The sequence below is a fragment of the Acinetobacter thutiue genome (assembly GCF_030385805.1).
Taxonomy (GTDB): domain Bacteria; phylum Pseudomonadota; class Gammaproteobacteria; order Pseudomonadales; family Moraxellaceae; genus Acinetobacter; species Acinetobacter corruptisaponis.
In genome coordinates this window covers 157,328-177,361 of the sequence record NZ_JAUDZE010000002.1, presented here as the reverse complement: position 1 = coordinate 177,361, position 20,034 = coordinate 157,328, and the positions used below count along the sequence as shown (strand labels likewise).

The 20,034-nt window shown below is 42.9% G+C and carries 21 protein-coding genes, 4 tRNA genes and 1 riboswitch; of the genes, 14 read left to right on the top strand and 11 right to left on the bottom strand.

What is annotated here, in order from left to right:
- Position 1: 1 nt before the first annotated feature.
- The 8 genes from QTA56_RS06770 to rluD all read right to left on the bottom strand — a co-directional run bounded on the left by QTA56_RS06770 (position 2) and on the right by rluD (position 5,456).
- Positions 2-196, bottom strand: a complete 195-nt coding sequence (locus QTA56_RS06770; protein WP_267980193.1) for a hypothetical protein — start codon at positions 194-196, stop codon at positions 2-4.
- Between the two features lie 33 nt (positions 197-229).
- Complete coding sequence (locus tag QTA56_RS06765) at positions 230-718, bottom strand: hypothetical protein (RefSeq protein ID WP_267980192.1); 489 nt, start codon at positions 716-718, stop codon at positions 230-232.
- Between the two features lie 26 nt (positions 719-744).
- Positions 745-873, bottom strand: coding sequence for a hypothetical protein (locus QTA56_RS06760; RefSeq protein WP_267980191.1), 129 nt, complete (start codon positions 871-873; stop codon positions 745-747).
- Between the two features lie 26 nt (positions 874-899).
- The gene (locus QTA56_RS06755) at positions 900-1,550 is read right to left on the bottom strand and encodes a hypothetical protein (protein WP_267980190.1); all 651 of its coding nucleotides are present in this window, start codon (positions 1,548-1,550) and stop codon (positions 900-902) included.
- Complete coding sequence (locus QTA56_RS06750; protein ID WP_267980189.1) at positions 1,543-2,763, bottom strand: WYL domain-containing protein; 1,221 nt, start codon at positions 2,761-2,763, stop codon at positions 1,543-1,545. Before QTA56_RS06750 ends, QTA56_RS06755 begins: the two co-directional genes overlap by 8 nt.
- Before the next feature lie 105 nt (positions 2,764-2,868).
- Positions 2,869-3,435 (bottom strand): flavodoxin family protein, encoded by a 567-nt coding sequence (locus QTA56_RS06745; protein WP_267980188.1) that lies wholly within the window; start codon positions 3,433-3,435, stop codon positions 2,869-2,871.
- An 83-nt stretch (positions 3,436-3,518) separates the two neighbouring features.
- Positions 3,519-4,259 carry a peptidoglycan editing factor PgeF gene (gene pgeF / locus QTA56_RS06740; protein WP_267980187.1) on the bottom strand — a complete coding sequence of 247 codons (741 nt, stop codon included), beginning with the start codon at positions 4,257-4,259 and terminating at the stop codon, positions 3,519-3,521.
- Between the two features lie 147 nt (positions 4,260-4,406).
- Positions 4,407-5,456 (bottom strand): 23S rRNA pseudouridine(1911/1915/1917) synthase RluD, encoded by a 1,050-nt coding sequence (gene rluD, locus QTA56_RS06735; RefSeq protein ID WP_267980186.1) that lies wholly within the window; start codon positions 5,454-5,456, stop codon positions 4,407-4,409.
- A gap of 70 nt (positions 5,457-5,526) precedes the next feature.
- On the opposite strand from rluD, the gene QTA56_RS06730 reads away from it, so the two are divergent.
- Together QTA56_RS06730 and QTA56_RS06725 are read left to right on the top strand one after the other, a co-directional pair.
- Positions 5,527-6,561 (top strand): outer membrane protein assembly factor BamD, encoded by a 1,035-nt coding sequence (locus QTA56_RS06730; RefSeq protein WP_267980185.1) that lies wholly within the window; start codon positions 5,527-5,529, stop codon positions 6,559-6,561.
- A gap of 121 nt (positions 6,562-6,682) precedes the next feature.
- A complete protein-coding gene (locus QTA56_RS06725) occupies positions 6,683-8,563 on the top strand; it encodes a DNA primase (RefSeq protein WP_267980184.1) in 1,881 nt (626 codons plus the stop codon).
- Here QTA56_RS06725 and hemA read toward each other — a convergent pair whose 3' ends face one another.
- The gene (hemA, locus tag QTA56_RS06720; RefSeq protein ID WP_267980183.1) at positions 8,564-9,847 is read right to left on the bottom strand and encodes a glutamyl-tRNA reductase; all 1,284 of its coding nucleotides are present in this window, start codon (positions 9,845-9,847) and stop codon (positions 8,564-8,566) included.
- A 79-nt stretch (positions 9,848-9,926) separates the two neighbouring features.
- Between hemA and QTA56_RS06715 the strand changes: the two genes are divergently transcribed.
- The 12 genes from QTA56_RS06715 (at position 9,927) to QTA56_RS06660 (ending at position 18,232) form a co-directional block, all read left to right on the top strand.
- Positions 9,927-11,645: a tetratricopeptide repeat protein gene (locus QTA56_RS06715; RefSeq protein WP_267980182.1), complete on the top strand. Its 1,719-nt coding sequence runs from the start codon at positions 9,927-9,929 to the stop codon at positions 11,643-11,645.
- Positions 11,646-11,649: 4 nt separating this feature from the next.
- Positions 11,650-12,231: a lipoprotein insertase outer membrane protein LolB gene (gene lolB, locus QTA56_RS06710; RefSeq protein ID WP_267980181.1), complete on the top strand. Its 582-nt coding sequence runs from the start codon at positions 11,650-11,652 to the stop codon at positions 12,229-12,231.
- Between the two features lie 13 nt (positions 12,232-12,244).
- Positions 12,245-13,078: a 4-(cytidine 5'-diphospho)-2-C-methyl-D-erythritol kinase gene (gene ispE, locus QTA56_RS06705; RefSeq protein WP_267980180.1), complete on the top strand. Its 834-nt coding sequence runs from the start codon at positions 12,245-12,247 to the stop codon at positions 13,076-13,078.
- A tRNA-Gln gene (locus QTA56_RS06700) sits at positions 13,077-13,151 on the top strand. The genes ispE and QTA56_RS06700 overlap by 2 nt, the downstream gene beginning before the upstream one ends.
- Before the next feature lie 26 nt (positions 13,152-13,177).
- A tRNA-Gln gene (locus tag QTA56_RS06695) sits at positions 13,178-13,252 on the top strand.
- A gap of 18 nt (positions 13,253-13,270) precedes the next feature.
- A tRNA-Gln gene (locus QTA56_RS06690) sits at positions 13,271-13,345 on the top strand.
- Between the two features lie 90 nt (positions 13,346-13,435).
- A tRNA-Gln gene (locus QTA56_RS06685) sits at positions 13,436-13,510 on the top strand.
- Between the two features lie 282 nt (positions 13,511-13,792).
- On the top strand, positions 13,793-14,746 hold the full coding sequence (locus tag QTA56_RS06680; protein WP_267980179.1) for a ribose-phosphate pyrophosphokinase: 954 nt from the start codon (positions 13,793-13,795) through the stop codon (positions 14,744-14,746).
- 96 nt (positions 14,747-14,842) lie between these two features.
- The gene (gene rplY, locus QTA56_RS06675) at positions 14,843-15,139 is read left to right on the top strand and encodes a 50S ribosomal protein L25 (protein ID WP_004676507.1); all 297 of its coding nucleotides are present in this window, start codon (positions 14,843-14,845) and stop codon (positions 15,137-15,139) included.
- 19 nt (positions 15,140-15,158) lie between these two features.
- Complete coding sequence (gene pth, locus QTA56_RS06670) at positions 15,159-15,740, top strand: aminoacyl-tRNA hydrolase (RefSeq protein WP_004676505.1); 582 nt, start codon at positions 15,159-15,161, stop codon at positions 15,738-15,740.
- 145 nt (positions 15,741-15,885) lie between these two features.
- Positions 15,886-16,266, top strand: a complete 381-nt coding sequence (panD, locus tag QTA56_RS06665) for an aspartate 1-decarboxylase (protein WP_267980178.1) — start codon at positions 15,886-15,888, stop codon at positions 16,264-16,266.
- Positions 16,267-16,441: 175 nt separating this feature from the next.
- Positions 16,442-18,232, top strand: coding sequence for a patatin-like phospholipase family protein (locus QTA56_RS06660; protein WP_267980177.1), 1,791 nt, complete (start codon positions 16,442-16,444; stop codon positions 18,230-18,232).
- A gap of 9 nt (positions 18,233-18,241) precedes the next feature.
- Here the strand turns inward: QTA56_RS06660 and QTA56_RS06655 are convergent, their stop codons facing one another.
- Both QTA56_RS06655 and QTA56_RS06650 read right to left on the bottom strand, forming a co-directional pair.
- Positions 18,242-19,423 (bottom strand): hypothetical protein, encoded by a 1,182-nt coding sequence (locus QTA56_RS06655; protein WP_267980176.1) that lies wholly within the window; start codon positions 19,421-19,423, stop codon positions 18,242-18,244.
- An 11-nt stretch (positions 19,424-19,434) separates the two neighbouring features.
- On the bottom strand, positions 19,435-19,650 hold the full coding sequence (locus tag QTA56_RS06650) for a hypothetical protein (RefSeq protein WP_267980175.1): 216 nt from the start codon (positions 19,648-19,650) through the stop codon (positions 19,435-19,437).
- 186 nt (positions 19,651-19,836) lie between these two features.
- Positions 19,837-19,995: riboswitch (FMN riboswitch) on the top strand.
- Positions 19,996-20,034: the final 39 nt, after the last annotated feature.

Sequence of the window (20,034 nt, the reverse complement as noted above, 5' to 3'; positions counted from 1 at the left end):
CCTATGCTGACTTTGCCGCTATCTGATGACCTTTCTCATCATACACATAAATAAAACCACCTTTTTTAATACTGACTGTATTTGATGTATATCCAACTAAGGTACTTGCAAGCTTACCTTTTGCAAATAATTGTCGTCCTTTTTCATCATAAACATAAAAATAGCCACCTTTTTCCTGAACTAAAGCAATTGCCATAATAATATTTCCCTTTAAAATTATAAGATTACATTACTCATCAAACATCCAACGTTCCCTTAACGTTCGAATTTTTGCAGATGGATGAATGATGGAACGATCAGGATTAACTAATCGGACAGAACCTTGTGGTAAACCATAATAAAGTTCTATTTTTCGTTGAATTGTTCTTACACGAGCATCACTTCGGGTTACACGTTGACGGTTTACACCAGCCCGTAAATGACTTAAAGATTGTTCACCATCTTCACTATTCAAGTTTGAACTATCAAACTCTTCAACAAAAGTTTGGTCACTAGGAATTTCTTCATTTTCAATGATAGAGCCTTTCTCTTCCAATTCTGACTCTAGACTGGGCAAATCCTTTTCTTCCAACTCTAATAAAATGTCAAACTGATGATTATGCCCTGCTTCTCGCCAGTTTCCAGAGAACATCTCATAAGAATCATCCTCAAAATTTCCTTCTAAAACATAATCTAACTTAAAGCCTTTATTATCATAGTATTCTACAACCCCATGCACAACCTGAAATTCCGTTGTCTTTAAGACTATTCGCCCTGACTGAACTCGCCCATATCCATTGATATTGCCTTCAAATAAGATAAAAATTTCATTATCTTTTTACCAATCCGAGTCACTTTTGCTGGAATATTATCCCAATAAATATCACCTAACATTACTTCCTCCTTACATGACTGAAAATTTAAACAGCATATAAAACAAAAATTTCTTCTGGGAAAATATCCCCACAATCTTTAACTTCGTATAAGATATCACCCCAATGTTCATCAACTAACTTTTCTCCGACAATACTCATTACCTCATTCATTTTTTCAAATTTTAGAGACTTTAAATTCATATGAATAATAAATGAAGTATTATACTGAAAATTATAGAACTCCATTTCACCAAAATCTTTCACATTCAGGAAACTATAATCAACATTTAAATATTGACCTTGTTTAAAGCACAACGTTTTCTTTACATCCGACATATCTAGACTATAATCTCGATCAAATATAAAGGAAACCAGACTAATCAATATTTCTTCAAATACTACCTGATAAGAATCACATTCCTTATATCTATATATAATTGCATTATACAAATTAGAATTTAAAGGCATTACAACATTTTCTGGCACAACAATGATCAAAAAATTAAAATGATCTGCATTAATTTTCTCTAAAATATCCTGTTTTTCTGTGATAATGACTGTTACTGTATCTTTAGACTGAGTTGGTAATACATCAATCAATGAAGTGGTAATACGCAAATTTCTATAATACAATCTGGTATGATCTAAACAGATCATTTTGTCAGCATCAGCATAGATAGAAATATCTTCACTCATGATCTAGCTCAACTGAATCATGATTTACATCCTCAATTTCAGCATCCAGCTCATCATCAAAGAATGAGTCGATTTCATTTTCTTCTCTTTCATAAGCCTGGTATTCTTCTAAATCATCATAATTTAAATCATAATAATCCTGTGCGGCCAACACATGCACTTTAACTTTTTCAAACAATTCACGTGGTTCAATCACCTGTATAGAATGTGATTTTTCAATGAACCAGTTTAAAAGACTGGTTGTAATAATACATTTTGCTTCCAATATAAAATGCTCATCATTCTGATATATAATCTCCTGATCAACATCAATTGGATAAGACTGTAATTCATCCTCCAAATCATTTTCACAACGAAGTTTTATAAGCAGCTCTTCCCGTTCAAAATAAGCATCTTCATGTTCTTTTGCCTCAACCAGTTCATCCAGATCAAAAGTATCAATATTTATAGCAATACGTTCTTTTTTATCAATAATAGCCTTATCAAATCTTTGCATATTAAAGGTTTTTAATTTTCCTCTTTGCCCTTCAAGTTTACTTGCCATTAAATATTGTTTATGACCATCTTGAATAATTCCATGTGGTTTAAGCATATATTGTCTTTTTTTTAATTCTCCTTCTCTACGATATTCACATTGCATCCATGATTGTTCTAAAAGTGCTGTATAAATATTTTCTACAGCGTCATTTCCATCTTCCAGTGTGAGAGGATAATAACTTGCAGGTACAAAGCGAATACGATTAGGCCAATCCTTTAGTTGAGTATTCTGCTCTAACTGCATAGTGGCGGACTTAAAAAAACCTTCAACCTTTTCATACACCTGATAAGGTAAATATTGACGTAAATAATCATTTGCCATCACCAGTACTAAAGCCAATTCGCTACTGATTTTTTCAATCGATGCATCTTCACTTAAATAATATTCACTAGGTCGATTGCCCTTTTTCGGAATAATATGTAATTTACCTGTTACTAAAATTTTTTCTAATTTACTCAAATCACGTTTAATGGCTTTACGGATTGATTGCTCATCAATTTCATCATTATACCAAGCCTGTATTTCTGTCTTTAACTGATCCATTGGACAAGGTTTTAATGGAAAGCGTGGTAAACAATGGTAAAGGTTTAAGATTCTATTCACTTGATTAATATCATTCTCTGAACGATATCGACGGTAGGCTTGTAGAGAATTTTTTGGCTTTGTTGTTTTCATCTTTCAGTCTGGCTTTAACTGTTGCTGTTAAAGTCAGAATAGCACTACCTCTCCGACATTGGCTGTCTGATAGAAAATTTTTATTATTCTTATATTCTATTGATTTTACTTACTTTTAACTTTTATTTCTGCCAGATATTTCCCAAACTTTCTCGCTGTTTCCAAGTCACCTTCAGGCGGTGTGATTTCCACACTGGCATTATCAGATTGCGTCATTAGCCCCAAGAAACTCGACATACGGTTAATATCCAATGGACTTCGTCCTGTCGGCATAAAAGGCAAGCCTGCCCATAGCATGCCATGCTGCATCGCAAATAAATTAATTTGCTGGAGTACCGCCAGTTTGTCACCACTGAGTCCCCCCCCATTGGTAAAACCAGCCGCAAGCTTGCCTTGCCATGTACGCGCCAACCAGCGTTTGGAGGAGTCCTCCATAAACTGTTTCAAGGCAGAAGTTAAACTTCCCATATAGGTTGGACAACCCATCACGATCACATCGGCCTGGTCTAATAAATCCCACTGCGGTGCAGCCACAGAAAGCAGATGCACTTCCGCACCCGCCTGCTCGGCACCCTGAGCAATGTATTGTGCAACTTTGGCCGTATGCCCATAAGGACTATGGTAGATCACACAAACTTTAACTCGGGAAGTAATTTGCTCAATAACAGACATGGAAAATTTAAAAACCAATGAATTAGATCAAGTTTAACATTTTTAAACCAAACAAGGCGAATCGACCATGCAAAGGATGCAATTTATTGCATAAATACAAATGTTGCCATCCGTCCAGTTTTTGCATTACGGCGATAGGAAAAATAATCCTGTGACTGTAGATAGGAACACTGATCACCACCAAGCACGGTTTCCACACCTAAACAGTTTAAGATAAAGCGTGCAATGGCATAGAGATTTGCCTGATATTTACCCTCAACCTGACCAGTAATAAAAGCACTTTCCAGTTCAGGATATTTTTCACAGAAAGCCACCTTTACTTCTGCTCCCACCTCAAAACAAGGCTGGCTAATAGCAGCACCCAGCCATGCCCAAGTGGGTTGAGACTTCATTTCAGCAATCGTATTTTCAATAATGCCACTGGCCAAACCACGCCAACCCGCATGAAGATTGGCAACTTCGGTGCCATCGGCATTGCCCAAGACCACAGGAAGACAATCCGCAGTCATCATCATCAAGGCATGACCTACACGTTGCGTGACTAAACCATCGCCCTCAAGCGCAACAAATGGAATTTGTTCATTGATGGTATGGCAAATGGTGCTATGGGTTTGCATCATCCAGGTAATTTTATCAACACCATATACAGATAATTCATTTAGCAAGATCATACGGTGCTGCTGAACCCGTTGAGCATCATCATTGACATGCAAAGCCAGATTAAAACCAGAGAGGTTTTCGTTCGACGTTGCAATGGTTTGAGGATGTTCAATACGTGTTTGTCCCACATACACACCTTTAGGTAAACCTTGTACAAATTCCATAAATATCTCCTAAGCTATATTTTCTACCGTCAACCTCTCCCTAACCCTCTCCTAAAAGGAGAGGGAATTTAAAGCAATGTAAAACATTGAATTCACGAAAGTCTCCCTCCTTTAAGGAGGGAGATTTAGAGGGAGGTAGAGCTTTACTTAATACGCTTCATTCTCGCGACGAAGCACTTCCACCAATTGGCTAAAGTCCTCTGGCCACGGTGCTTCAAACATCATCTCCTCACCTGTACGTGGGTGAACCAGACCAAGTTTGGCTGCGTGCAATGCCTGACGTTTAAAGCTGCGCAGCATATCAATTAATGCTTCCGATGCACCTGCTGGAAAACGTACACGGTTGACATAAACAGGGTCCCCAATCAAACCATGTCCGAGGTAACTAAAGTGCACACGAATCTGATGGGTACGCCCTGTTTCCAGTTGTGCCTGAATACGGGTGAAGTCACGGAAGCGTTCTTTGACATTATAATGTGTTACAGCATCACGCCCACCTGGCAAGATTGCCATTTTGACACGGTCTACAGGATGGCGCTTGATTGGTTCATCAATGGTGCCACCCGCAATAATATTGCCATAGGCCACCAAATCATAAACACGGTAAACGGTTTTCTTTGCCAGTTGCTTGCTCAATGAAAACTGGGCCTCAAGATTTTTGGCAACCACCAGCAAACCACTAGTGTCTTTATCAATACGATGCACCAAGCCAGCGCGGGACAGCTCCGCCAGTTTCGGTGCATGGTAAAGCAAGGCATTGACTAAAGTGCCTGTTGGATTGCCTGCACCTGGATGAACCACCATGCCCACTTCTTTGTTAATGACGATAATATCGTCATCTTCATAGACAATATTGAGTGGAATATTTTCAGGCTGACTTGAGGTTTGTGCCTCAAGCTCAACATCAAGGGTAAGCAGTTCATTGCCCTCACAACGGTACTTCGGCTTTACGATGTTACCATTTACCAACAGATGACCATCTTTCATCCATTGCTTGAGTTTTTCACGGGAAAACTCGCTCCAGACCATCGCTGCAACCTGATCAATACGTTGGCCTAAATACGTTTCATCAAGTTGAATTTGCAACGATAAACGTGTTGCAGTTGAATCAGAATTATGATTATCTGCATCGACAGAATCTTCGAGTAAGAAATCTGTTTCAGAGAAGTTTGAATTGGAAGATTGTGCTGAAGTCATTTGATGATCGGTACAAAAATGGTTTAATAGCACCATTGTAGCTTATTGTCCCAAAAACAGAGGAATTTTTATGTCGCTACCCCATTATAAAATTACGATACTGGCACTATCTTTAGGCGTAGCGTCTGCATTTGTGGGCTGTAGCAGCAATCCAAGCAAGAAAGATGTGGTTGATAAAGGGCCACAATCCAGTGAACAGGTTTATTTTGAAAAAGCACAAAAATCGCTTGAGCGTAATCAATATACCGATGCGGTAAAGTCGCTTGAAGCCTTGGATACCTATTATCCAACTGGGCAATATACACAGCAGGCACAGCTTGAACTTCTTTATGCCAAATTCAAACAAAAAGATTATGAGGGCACGATTGCACTGGCGGAACGTTTCATTCGTTTAAATCCGCAACATCCAAATGTTGATTATGCCTATTATGTTCGTGGTGTCGCCAACATGGAAATGAACTACGATAGCCTGATTCGTTATACCTCACTGCAACAGTCACACCGTGATGTCAGCTACATCAAGGTTGCCTATCAAAACTTTGTGGATTTGATCCGCCGTTTCCCAAGTAGCCAATATTCTGTCGATGCGGCACAACGCATGAAATATATCGGTCAGGAACTGGCTGAGAGTGAGATGAACGCGGCGCGTTTCAACATTCAGCGCAAAGCCTGGCTGGCTGCTGCTGAACGCGCACAGTGGGTGGTTGAGCATTATCCACAAACTCCACAGACACCTGAAGCTTTGGCAACCCTAGCCTATAGTTACCAAAAACTTGGTGATACAGCGACCTCCCAACAATATGTTGATATCCTTAAGCTCAACTATCCAAACCTTGTAAAATCAAATGGTGAGGTCAATTTACGTGCGGCACGTAAAGACGGTAGTTGGGTCAACCGTGCAACTTTGGGCTTATTGGGTCGTCAATCCAAAAATGTGGATAGCAAAAATATAGACGCCAATACTGAGACTGAAAAACGCAGTCTCACCAACCGTTTAAGCTTTGGTTTACTGGATAAGCCTGAAACATCAGCACCCGTTGAATCGGCAGTCCCTGCCCCTGCTGTTATTGACAACAATCCAAGCGAGGAAGATGCCGCAAATTAATTTGCAGTCATCTGATGCACAAAACAGGCAAGCCAACCCTTGCCTGTTTTTCATTTTATGCAACAATGATTCTGACAGATAATAAAGATGTCCCACTTCCAGTTTTAAATGGTTAAACCTTATGGCAATTCCACAGCATACGATTGATCAAATTCTGGATCGAACCGACATTGTCGATTTGATTGGTCAACGTGTGAAGTTAAAAAAGACTGGGCGTACTTATTCAGGTTGCTGTCCTTTCCATCAGGAAAAATCACCTTCATTCCACGTCTACCGAGACAAGCAGTATTATCATTGCTTCGGCTGTCAGGCCAATGGTAATGCCATTCGTTTCCTGATGGATATTGATGGACGTAACTTTGTAGATGTGATGAAAGAACTGTCCAACAAGACAGGCATTGATCTCCCCAAAGACAATCAGGACAATAAAAAATTGTCCTATAAACGTAGTCCGCAACAGGTTGCTGCACCACAACCTGCACCAGTACAGAATAATAGTCCAACCTCACCAGCCATCCCTGAATCCATCGACGATCATTTTGTTGATATGGATCGTTATATGGATGACCCTTTTGCACAGTTCGACCCATCATTTACGATGGATGAACAGGTGCAGGAAGGCAATCTCTATGATCTTCTGGAAAATATTGCGCTATTTTACGAGCGCCAATTTCCCAACAGCCAGAAAGCACAGAACTATTTCAAGCAACGGGGATTATCTACCCAAACCATTCAGTTTTGGCGACTAGGCTATGCACCAGAAGATTGGCAGCATCTGGAAAAAGCTTTTCCCCAAGATATTGAGGGACTAAAACAACTCGGTCTGATTCGCTCCAGCGAGAGTGGTCGGGATTTTGATTTACTGCGTGACCGCGTGATTTTCCCAATCCGTGATCATAAAGGTCGTGTGGTGGGTTTTGGGGGCCGTGCCTTAAATGATGAAATCAAGCCCAAATATATCAACTCACCTGACTCAGAAGTGTTCCATAAAAACCAGCTTCTTTATGGTTTATATGAGGGGCGCAAACTCAAGGCCAATGACTGGCTGATGGTGGAAGGTTATATGGATGTGATTGCGCTACAGCAATATGGCATCTCTGGTGCGGTGGCAACCCTGGGAACAGCCAGTAATGCAGATCATTTAACCACCCTGTTTAAGCAAAACTCACGAATCACCATTGCATTTGATGGTGATGCCGCAGGACAAAAAGCGGCACGCCGTACTTTGGAAATCGCTCTACCGTTACTTAATGATGGTCGTGAATTAAAATTCTTTGTACTGCCGAATGAACATGACCCAGACTCGCTCATTCGTCGGGAGGGTTTGGAAAACTTTCAAAAGCTACTGCAACAGGCTCCTTTATTGTCAGACTTTGTGTTTGCGCATTTAACAGGCCAGCATGATGTTAGTTCTCCCGAGGGTAAAAGTCTGGTGATGGGTGAACTGCGTGAATTAACAGAACTGTTACCTAAACATGGCTCATTTCGTTATTTACTGACCCAGTCTTTCCGTGAAAAACTTGGCTTGGGTAAACGTTTTACGCCTCAAATTAGCCATGATGCATCCCTGTCTTTTAACATTCACACCAAGGATGAGGATTTTGCTATTGCAATCTTAATGCATCATCCTTTCCTTTATATACACTTTGAAGAATTACGTGCAGTCATTGACCACACTGAACTGTTGGCTAAAATTCTAGCTTCATTAAATATTGTGTTTGATGATTTACCTGATGATCAGGAATTGGCAACCTATTATGTGCTGGGTGCCTGTAGTAGCTACAGTCATGAAATTGCCGATATTATGCAGCGTACCAATATTCAGACACTTACACAGGCACCTGAAATTGCAGACAAACTGGCGAAAGAATATGCTTTAGGACTGCAAGAAAAGTATTTGAGAATAAAACTTAAATCACCGATTTCTTTAATTGAGTCTCGTAATTTACGCCAGCAACTCAATGAATTGACCAAGCAAATTAGTTTGAGGTTGTTGTCTTAACTACTGTCTCGGCTTACGCTCATGTTCAAACACATCCTGTAGATGTTGCTGTAGCCACTCAAAATAATCTGGATTTTCAGCCTTGGCAGCCTCTCTTAATAAGATAGAGGTTGGATGCATGAGCTTTTGTGTTAAGCGATGCGCAAATTCCTGTAATACCTGCTCTGCATCATGCCCATGCTGTAACGACTCCAAGGCATGCACCAATTCTTTTTGGCTGACTTCCTCACTGTGCTGGCGATAGGCCTGAATGGTGCCACTCGCCTCCTTGACCTTTTGCTGGGTCATCAATTGGGTTGCCAACTGATTGACCATAATCTCGGCTTCTACCGCCGCTTGACGGCGTTGTGCCAGATTCTCATCAATCACACTTTGCAGATCATCAACGCCATATAAATAAACGTTGTCCAGTGATTCAACCTTTGGATCAATATCACGCGGAACGGCCAAATCAACCATCAGCATCTGTTGATAACGGCGTTTTTTTAATGCCACCTTAACATCTGAATAACCAATCACCTGATGCAAACTGCCTGTACAACTTGAAACCACATCGGCTCGATGCAAATTCTGTGCAAGTTCTGTAAAAGATATAATTTCAACGTCTACCTGATGTGCAATATCCTGCGCGAGCAAATCAGCGCGTTCACGACTACGGTTACAAATGATAATCTTGGCCACCCCCATTTCAGCTAAATGCTTGGCAACCAGACTATTCATTTCTCCTGCCGCAACCACCATAACGGTGAGCTTTTCTGGATGACTAAACACTTGTGAGGCCAACTGAGCCACGGCATAGCCCATAGAAACTGCATGACTACCTACAGAAGTTTCCGAGCGAACCCGCTTTGCCGCATAAAAGGCATATTCAAAAACACTATTCAGCTCAGGCGATACCGTTTCCGCATCTTTGGACAATGCCAACGCACTTTTAACCTGCCCTAAAATCTGTGGTTCACCCAACATCAGTGAGTCCAGACCACTGGCAACACGCATAAGATGTGTAACCGCCTGGGCATTCTCGTAACGATAAACATGATGAATTAACTGTTTTACATCAATATTATTCACCTGGGCCAGCCAATTCAGGACGCTATCCTCATCTTCCGTCATGGCATAGACTTCGGTTCGGTTGCATGTGGAGACCACCACCATGTCTTTCAGTGAAGAATGCTGGCGTTGTTTAAGCAATAACTGGGCTAATCGCTCTGCATTGAAAGCAATTTGTTCGCGAAGCTCAACAGAAGCTGTCTGATGGTTGACACCCAATGCAAAGAAAGACATATCAGATCATCATTTCGCTAAATTTATGTTATTGTGCAACATCGGTGTCATAAAAAGCATTACTTTGGATCAATAAAAATTGCGTCAGCTACATCGCCGTACCTATTTTAACGGCAAGACGATTAGACGGTATTCTACCACAATCTTGTTGTTAGGTAGTATGAGCGCTTATGTCTCCGCACAAGCAATACACGATATGTATGCTGACCAGAGCTTCGAACATGCCCTACAACAGAGCATGGTTGCCGAATTTTCCCTTGCCTATGACGATATTGCAACAGCCCTGCACAACTATACCGTACTTGCCATTCGCAGCAATTCCACCATTATTAAGCAACGTGCCTTAGATGTTGCTCTGGAATACAACGATCTACAGGCAGCCTTGGACATTGCCACCCACTGGGTTGAGCAGGAACCTAAAGATGTGCCTGCATTGTTCTATTTATCGCATATTGCCCTGAAAACACATGAATACGAACTTGCGGCCAAGACACTGGACAAGATTTTAAATATTGACCCAACCGCCGATTTGGAACAAATTCTCGCAGGTATTGCACCTGAACAGGCGCAAGATCGTGAAGTTCTGCTCAATGCCTTACGCGCAAGCAAGGAAAAGAACAATCCCTCTATTTTAGCTTTAATCGCGGGATTAGAGGCACAGGATGGCTTATATGAGCAGGCACTGGGCAATATTAACCGTGCCTTACGTAAACGTTCAAAATCCACCAGCTTTATCCTGATGAAAGCCAACCTACTCATGGCTTTACGCGATGATGCCGCCACACAAAAATGGTTTGCCCAAGCCAGCCGTAAAAACAGGAATAACCTTGATGTCCGCTTGGCTGAAGCGCGTTACTACATCCAAATCAACCAGCAACAGGAAGCTTTAGACAAGCTTGAAAATATTATTAAAGACCATCCTCAGGCTGAGGAGGCTCTGTTTATTGCAGGCTTAACCAGTATTGACCTCAAGCAATATGAGAAAGCGGAACAATATCTGGTTGATTTACGTTCTTCGGCAAAATACCAGAATGAAGCCTATTATTATCTGGCGATTAATGCACAGCGCAAACAGCATTATGAAACGGCAAAGGCCTATTATCGCCTTGTTGATGGCAGCCTGTATATCGTGTCCCGCCGAAACATGATTGCGATTTTTGAGAAACAGGAACAACTGAATGATGCATTGCGTTTCCTGACTCAGGAACGGGTCAACTATCCTCAGCACGCCAGTTTTCTTTATCAGGCCCAGGCCGACATTTTAAAGAAAATGGACAATAAAAAGGCAGCCCTGACCCTGCTGGATGAAGCGATCAAGAACATTCCAGATGACCCAGAGCTGATCTATGCTGAGGTATTATTGCTCGACCCATATACAGATCGGGATAAGCTGGATAAGACACTCAAACAGCTATTGGCAATCGAACCAAACAGTCCAACCTATTTAAATGCCTATGCCTATACTTTGGCATTGCAGAATCGCCGCTTAAAGGAAGCGCGCAAATATGCTGAACTGGCACTGGAATACGCACCAGAACAGGCCTCCATTCTGGATACACTGGGCTATATTGCCTTTTTACAAAATGATTTTGATACTGCAGTTCAAGCGCTGCAACAGGCCTATAACATCAGCCAGAATGTGAATATTGGGATTCGCTATGCCAAGGCGCTGTATATGCAAGGTTCACTCGCCCAATTTAGCGATGTGTTACAGCAACTGAAACAAAAACATGCAAATGCCCCACAATTACAACAACTTGATGGCTTAATCTTACCTGTAACCGTAAAAAAGAGTTAACCCAATGCGTTTGTTTGCAAAAATATGTCTGGCCATGTGTAGCAGTAGTGTGTTGTTTCTCACTGGATGTCAACATTTAAGTCAACCGAATAAAGTGATTGCCTCACCACAGCTACAGGATGAAAACAATTTTAACTTACAGGGCAAAATTGGAGTGCGTACCCCACAGCAGTCAGGTAGTGCATTCTTTACATGGCTACAGCAACAGGATCAGTTCGACATTGAACTCACAGGCATTCTAGGAGTGGGTAAAACCCAGATTCAGGGTAAGCCTGGCGAAGTGACATTGAATAGCGCCAAAACGGGTTTAATTACCGCGGCATCACCTGAAGAATTGCTGGAAAAAGCCACAGGCTGGCAAGCGCCCATTATGCATCTGGCTTATTGGGTTCAGGCCAAGCCAGCCACAGCAAATGCGCAGATCATTAAAGATGAGAACAACCGTTTAAAGCAACTGATTGAAGATGGCTGGACAGTTGATTTTAATTATAACGATACGCAGACCTTGCCCAACAAGCTTTTATTGAAACAGGCACTTGCAGAAGATAAAGAAAACCGTATTACAATGGTTATTCAAAATCGATAATCCAGATTCTTTTATGATTAGAGTCCCATCCCCTGCCAAGCTTAATTTATTCCTGCATATCGTGGGTCGCCGTGACAATGGCTACCATGAGTTGCAGAGTATTTTCCAACTGATTGATCTTTATGACTGGATCAGTTTTGAGGCCATTGAGGAAAATCAGATTCAAATTGAGGGATTAGCCGAAGTAAAACTGGAACAAAACCTGATTTATCGGGCTGCACAATACCTGCGTCCACACGCCAAGACACCCTGTGGATTAAAGATCTCAGTGGAAAAAAATATTCCGATGGGTGCAGGTCTGGGTGGTGGCTCATCCAATGCCGCAACCACATTGATTGTACTGAACCAGTTATGGCAGTGCGGGTTAAATGATGAGCAACTTGCAGCCTATGGTGTACAGCTTGGCGCTGATGTTCCGATTTTTATTTTCGGGCAAAATGCATGGGCTGAAGGAGTGGGTGAACATTTATCATTCATAGACTTAGCTCAAAAACAATTCATTGTTTTAAAACCTGACTGTTTTATCAGCACTCAACTGCTTTTTTCACAAAAAACATTGACAAGAGATACTAAGCCCACTACATTTTGCGCCTATCAGTTAGAACCTTCTCTTTTCGGAAATAACTTTGAACCTCTGGCTCGACAGTTATACCCTGAAGTTGAGGAAGCAATGCAATATCTGGATCAGTTTGGTCAGGCAAAGCTTACAGGTACAGGTGCCTGTGTTTTCACTGAAGTAATCCAGGAAATGAATGTAAAGCAAATTTTGCAAAACGCGCCTTGTAAAGCATACTTGGTGAATGGTTTGGCAGAATCGCCATTACGGCATTTCAAGGTTACCGATTAGGGGCGTCGCCAAGTGGTAAGGCAGCGGGTTTTGATCCCGCCATCCGTTGGTTCGAATCCAGCCGCCCCTGCCAATTTTCACCTGTAGGATGTTTGTAATAGGGGCGTCGCCAAGTGGTAAGGCAGCGGGTTTTGATCCCGCCATCCGTTGGTTCGAATCCAGCCGCCCCTGCCATTACAGATCATCAAATTTAGGGGCGTCGCCAAGTGGTAAGGCAGCGGGTTTTGATCCCGCCATCCGTTGGTTCGAATCCAGCCGCCCCTGCCATTTCTCTTTTTTCGTCAGGCTTGTTTTATATTGGTATTTGATCAACCATATTGACAAAATCATATAAAACCATTAAAGTTCTGCCGCATTAGGGGCGTCGCCAAGTGGTAAGGCAGCGGGTTTTGATCCCGCCATCCGTTGGTTCGAATCCAGCCGCCCCTGCCATATAATAGATTATTCTTTAAACTACCCGTTGGGGAAATTTTAAGTTTCCTCTTTGCGCTTGGGTGAGGTGTTGTTTCGCTTAACCTCTATGAGGAAGGGTTATAGATTTTTCCATATTTGAATCAAGCGTCATTTCACTTGATTTCATTTTGAAGAATTATAAATTTTCCCTTTATATTTTGGCAAAGCGTTGCTTCACGTAATCCTCTTTAGAAAAATCATAGATTTTTCACTTGCGCTCGGGTGAAGCGTTGCTTCACGTAATCCTCGCTCAGGTGCTTCATGCCCAATCTCGTCGTTTTTAGTGGAAGTGCTCATCCACAGTTCGCCCAAAAAGTCGTAAGCCATTTACATATCCCTCTAGGTGCCGCTGCTGTAAGCAAGTTCTCTGATGGTGAAATTTCAGTTGAAATCACTGAAAATGTACGTGGTAAAGACGTATTCATCGTTCAGTCCACTTGTGCCCCAACCAATGATAACCTGATGGAAATCCTGGTGATGGCAGATGCTTTGCGTCGCGCAAGTGCTGGTCGCATCACCGCTGTCATCCCTTACTTCGGTTATGCACGCCAAGACCGTCGTCCACGTTCTGCCCGTGTACCAATTACCGCCAAGGTTGTTGCAGACATGCTGACCACTGTGGGAATTGACCGTGTGGTCATGATTGACCTGCATGCCGACCAGATTCAGGGTTTCTTCGATATTCCAGTGGACAACATCTACGGTACACCAGCGTTATTGGCTGACCTGCGTCAGCAACAACACGACAACCTGATGGTGGTTTCACCTGACGTGGGTGGTGTTGTTCGTGCCCGTGCTGTTGCAAAGCAATTGGGTGACATCGACCTAGCCATCATTGACAAACGCCGTCAAAAAGCCAATGAATCTCAAGTGATGCATTTGATCGGTGATGTTAAGGATCGCGACTGTGTCATTGTCGATGATATGGTGGATACCGCTGGTACGCTTTGCAAGGCTGCTGATGCACTGAAACAGTTTGGTGCCCGCCGTGTGATTGCCTATGCAACCCACCCCGTTCTATCTGGCAAGGCACTTAATAACCTGCGCAACTCTGTGATTGATGAACTTGTGGTGACTGACACCATTCCACTTTCAGATGAAGCATTAACCTTAGGCAAAGTTCGTCAGGTTTCCGTTGCCAGCATGGTTGCTGAAACAATTCGTCGTATTAATAACGAAGAATCTATTAGCGCAATGTTCGATAGTTATCTATAATACCCCAGCTTTTTTCAAGCCCTGCCTTATGGCGGGGCTTTCTATCACTAAACTGGTCGCAAGTTTAGTTTCTTAAATCTCAATGAGGATATGCCCATGGCAAACTTCGTATTAAATGCTCAAGCACGTGAAGCTGCTCAACAAGGGAAAGGTGCGAGCCGCCGCCTTCGTCACGCAGCGCAAATTCCAGCGATTATCTACGGTGGTAGTGCTGAGCCTGTAACTGTTACTTTAGAGCTTCGTGAAATCGTTAAAGCTTTAGAAAGCAATGCTTTCTTTGAAGAAGTAATCGAAATCAAAATCGGTGACAAAGTTGAAAATGTTAAAATCCAGGCATTGCAACGTCACCCAGCTAAAAACACTCCAATGCACGCTGACTTCAAACGCGCATAAGTGTTAAAGGCGTAAATTAGTGTCAAGTATTTCGCTAATTGTTGGTTTGGGCAATCCTGGAAAGGAATATGCCCAAACCCGCCATAATGCAGGTTTCTGGTTTGTTGAACAGCTTGCAGACCGTTATGGCATCAATTTAAAAGCTGATCCCAAGTTTCATGGATACAGTGGTCGTGGCCAAGTTGAGGGCCATGATGTACGTTTACTCCTCCCTACCACCTTTATGAACCGTTCTGGTCAAAGTGTTGCCCCTTTCGCCAAATTCTATCAAGTTGCACCTGAGTCAATCTTAATTGCTCATGATGAACTGGATATGGACCCTGGCGTGATTCGCTTGAAAACAGGTGGCGGACACGGCGGACATAATGGTCTCCGTGACATCGTTCCCCATATGGGTCCCAACTTCCATCGTTTACGCATTGGAATTGGACATCCTGGTTCCAAAGAACGTGTTTCTGGTCATGTGCTTGGCAAAGCTCCCAGCAGTGAACAAGATTTAATGGATGCCGCAATTGCCCATGCCTTATCACAAGTCAAAATGCTTGTGAGTGGACAGGTTCCACAGGCCATGAATCAAATTAATGCATACAAACCCGCTTAAACTTAAACTGAAATTGTTGATCAATCACGCTTGCCATATTGCAGTTTTAGGCGCAAAATGCGCATCAAGCCGCCTACAGCCTGCGGAAACGTGACAAGTCAACCATAAGATATCCGTCTTAGGTCTTACTCAGGAGACGCTAGCCATGCTATCTCGTTTATTAAAATGTAAAATTCACCGCGCAGTTGTGACACATGCGGAACTTCATTATGAAGGTTCCTGTGCAATTGATGGTGTGTTAATGGACTTAGCAGGGATTCGTGAATACGAAGAAATCCACGTATGGAACGTAACCAACGGCAAACGCTTCACAACCTACGCAATTCGTGGTGAAGATGATTCAGGCATTATTTCAGTGAATGGTGGTGCAGCCCATCAGGCTGATGTTGGTGACTTAGTGATTATTGCAACTTTTGGTGATTTCAATGAAGTCGAGGCAAACCTGCACAAACCACGTTTGGTTTATGCAAACCCAGACAATACAGTGAACCACACAGCAAACTGTATTCCTGTACAAATTGCATAAGCAGAAAACATCAAGATTCCTAAAAGCCAGTTTAAAAATAAACTGGCTTTTTTCATGCCATGAGAAAATACAAAATATCTAAAATTAATGCATTATTTTTACGCAACCCAACTTGTAAAGTATGTTCCAGTATTGCTTTATTAAATAGATAGAAAATAAAGATAATTTAATCAATATGGATATGATAACAACCCTGAGCAAGGTCATGCCCTTTGCCGAACTGGATCATGCCACTCTAGAGACATTGGCCAGTTATTGCCAGATTTGCCATCTACAAACGGGTCAGCGGCTTTATCAGGTCAATGATATTGCCAACGATGTTTATATCATTGCCTATGGACGGGTGAAACTCAGCAGTGCTACAGGCTTGTCCACCTATCTGGGACGTAATGAGCTTGTGGGCGAAATGGGAGCGATTGCCAATCAGCCTCATCATGGCACGGTGCATGCCACACGGGACACCACATTGCTCAGTATTCCCCAACCACAATTTATCGAGTTTATTCAGTCTCATCCTAAAGTGCTGTTTGCGCTATCCCGTCTGATCATTGCCCGCTCCCAGCCTGAACTCCAGCACACCCATGCCATGAGTAATAGCCGAACCTTGTCCGTTGTTCCTGTCTCAGCACACATTCCTGCGATTCATTTGGCTGAAAAATTGACAGAGCATTTACTACGCTGGCCCCACGTGCGTCTGGTTACGGCAGCGCATGTGGATGCACTTTTTGGACATGGCTTTAGCCAAACCCCACTTGATTATGGTTACGATGACTTAAAGTTGAGGCACTGGTTAGCCAGTCTGGAAGAAAAGCATTGTTATGTTCTTTATGCAGCCCATCACAATGATGATGAATGGTCAAAACGATGCCTGCATCAGGCTGACCGCATCCTGATCCTTGCTGAAGCCAACCAGACGCCCATTCAAACCAAACTCGTTGATGTACTGAATCAATATGATTGGCAAAGCCCCATCGAACTGGTGCTGTTACGCTCTGATGGTGATCCATCTCCCCATACCTTGCAATGGAAGCAGCTTTACCACGCCCGCGCCCATTATTTTATTCATCCGTGGGCACAGGCAGATATCTGTGCGGTTGCCAGACAAATTTCCAGTAAAGGTGTGGGCTTGGTACTTGGTGGCGGCGGTGCGCGTGGTTTTGCCCATATTGGTCTAATCCGTGCACTGGAACAACTGCATATCCCTGTTGATATTGTTGGTGGCACCAGTATGGGTGCCTTTGTGGCCGCACTGGTCGCCTGTGGGTTTGACAGTGTGGAAATGGCGCATATTGCCTATGAAACCTTTGTGGCGCGCAATTATCTGAATGACTACACCATGCCCAGAGTCTCACTGATTCGGGGGCAGCGCTTTCACGCACGGCTGCATGCCATTTTTGGGCATCGACGCATTGAGGAACTCAAACAGACCTATTACTGCATCTCGACCAATCTCTCCACAGGGCAGGCGGTCATCCATGATCAGGGAGAACTGGCAACATGGGTCGGCACCAGTATGAGCGTGCCAGGTGTTGCCCCACCTGTGGCTTGGCATGAAAACCTGCTCTGTGATGGTGGTGTAATTAATAACCTACCCACTGACGTGATGCAGAATCTGGAAAGAGGCACCATCATCGCCAGCAATGTCAGCCTGCATGACGACATTCGAGTGCCTGGTATAGGTCTGGAAGAACCCGATCAAAGTGCCCTGCTCAACTGGAATAAAATTATTAAGGATAAACTGCTTCCTGCACCACGACTGGCAGAAATTCTCATGCGCACCGCCACCCTTGCCAGTGACACCATGATTCAGGCAGCCGCCATTGAACGCGCCAATTTACACATTCGTATGCCAATCGCAGGGATTGGTATGTTTGACTGGCACAAACTGGATGAGCTGGTGGAACGGGGCTATGAACATGCATTGGCAACACTCGAACCCATTCGGGATACCCTACCATCTTCCTAAAAAGTCATTTTAATGTACAGTCGCAACATGAATCTGATAACGCTCAAGCAAGCGATCTAAATATTGATAGGTCTCTGAATCCAGTTGCTGCATATAGGCATCCAGAATTTTCTGGCATTGCTGCTGTTTCTCAATGGGCATACGACGCACGATGTCAAAGGTGACTTCCCATTGCGAACGCAACAAAGATGCATAGGCAATATGATGTAACACCTCTTCATCAATTTGGGCAATCGCGCTTGCAACTGCCTGTCTGGCCTCATCCTGCATATAGTTGACCACCACCAGCATATCTGTCCATAAGTCACAATGATCGGCTGCGGCAACAATACTCTGGATAATCTCAACCTGTCGCAAGGCAGGTAAATTGGCAACATAATGCTGGGCCTGCTCCGACAAACAGGCCACGACAGGCAGCATATCCTCCCACAACTGATCTTCCTGCGCCGCCTGAATAATCGCATTGATTACGTTCTCACCCTGCTGCACTGCCAAATCACCCAACTCCTGTTTGAGACCATAACCAATATGGCTCATCAAGGCCAATAATTTTGGCCAGACCAATCGCTGATCTGGATCAGTAATAATCAATAAAGCCTGCTCAATACGCTGTTTCGGCAACACATGAACCAAATGATCAATCCGTTCTCTGGACTCAATATAAAAGGCGATTTCCAGTAAATCACTTTCCTGTTCAACAATCTGCGCGACATCCTGCACCACCTCATCAGACAGCATGCTGACAAATCGCCCCATCGTCACAAAGTCACGTTGCTGCAACAGCACTTGGGCAATATCCATAATCTGATGCGTGGTGAAATAAGCCAACAGTTCCCTTGCCAATCGTGGGTCTAAATAAACTGAAATGGCGGCAAGTGTTTTGGCAGACAAATGTTTGGCAATGCGATATAGATTTTCAGTGGATAAATGCACTGCGATTTGCGCCACAATAAATGGGTCTAAAAAACGCTTGACCATCAACACCGTAAGCCAGCTTGGTAACCAGTTCACCCATCTGGCCAAGTAGCGAAAGCGTGGTTTTTGCTGATCCTGTAATAACTCAATGATCGCAAAGCGAAACTGCCTAAGACTTTCTGGTGCCAGTGTCTGCAAGAATGCCAGTTGTTGTTCTGAGACATTTAGGATATGGGCAAGCTTGATAATTTCTGCATGAACAGCGAGTCGGGTCATCATATCCCCCTTTATTTGTTATTTTTAAAAAATAAGCGCAAAAAGAATGGCATTTGAAACAAGCTTTGATTGATTCTTCGATTTTCCTGTTGAATGGTTTGTTGTAACTGTTGATTTAATACATTTAAATCCTGTTCAGATAATTGTGAGAAATCTTTAAGGCTCATTACAGGTCGATGTAACTGTTGCGCCAGTTGCTCCAGCTCAGTTTGATTCATTTTCTCCATCAGCCAACTCTTCCATTTTATTGTTATTTTATCTTTTGAGTGTATGCTCAATTTAAAAGTATTACCAGTTCAACTCATCAGCAGAAAAATCCCAAACAGGTTTCAGCTACTTTTTTCATTTTGATAGAACGATTGATTCTATAAAAAGTTGTCTTTTTCACACAAAATTTGGCTATAATCAAGGCACATCGCTTCAGGGCGGGGTGAAATTCCCCACCGGTGGTAAGTTAGACATTTTTTACTGAATGATCTAACCAGCCCACGAGCCTGTATATATTTTTATATACTCGCAGATTTGGTGAAATGCCAAAGCCGACGGTATAGTCCGGATGAAAGAAGACGAAACCACCGAAACACTCTTTTGGGTTGTTTTTGTGCACGCTT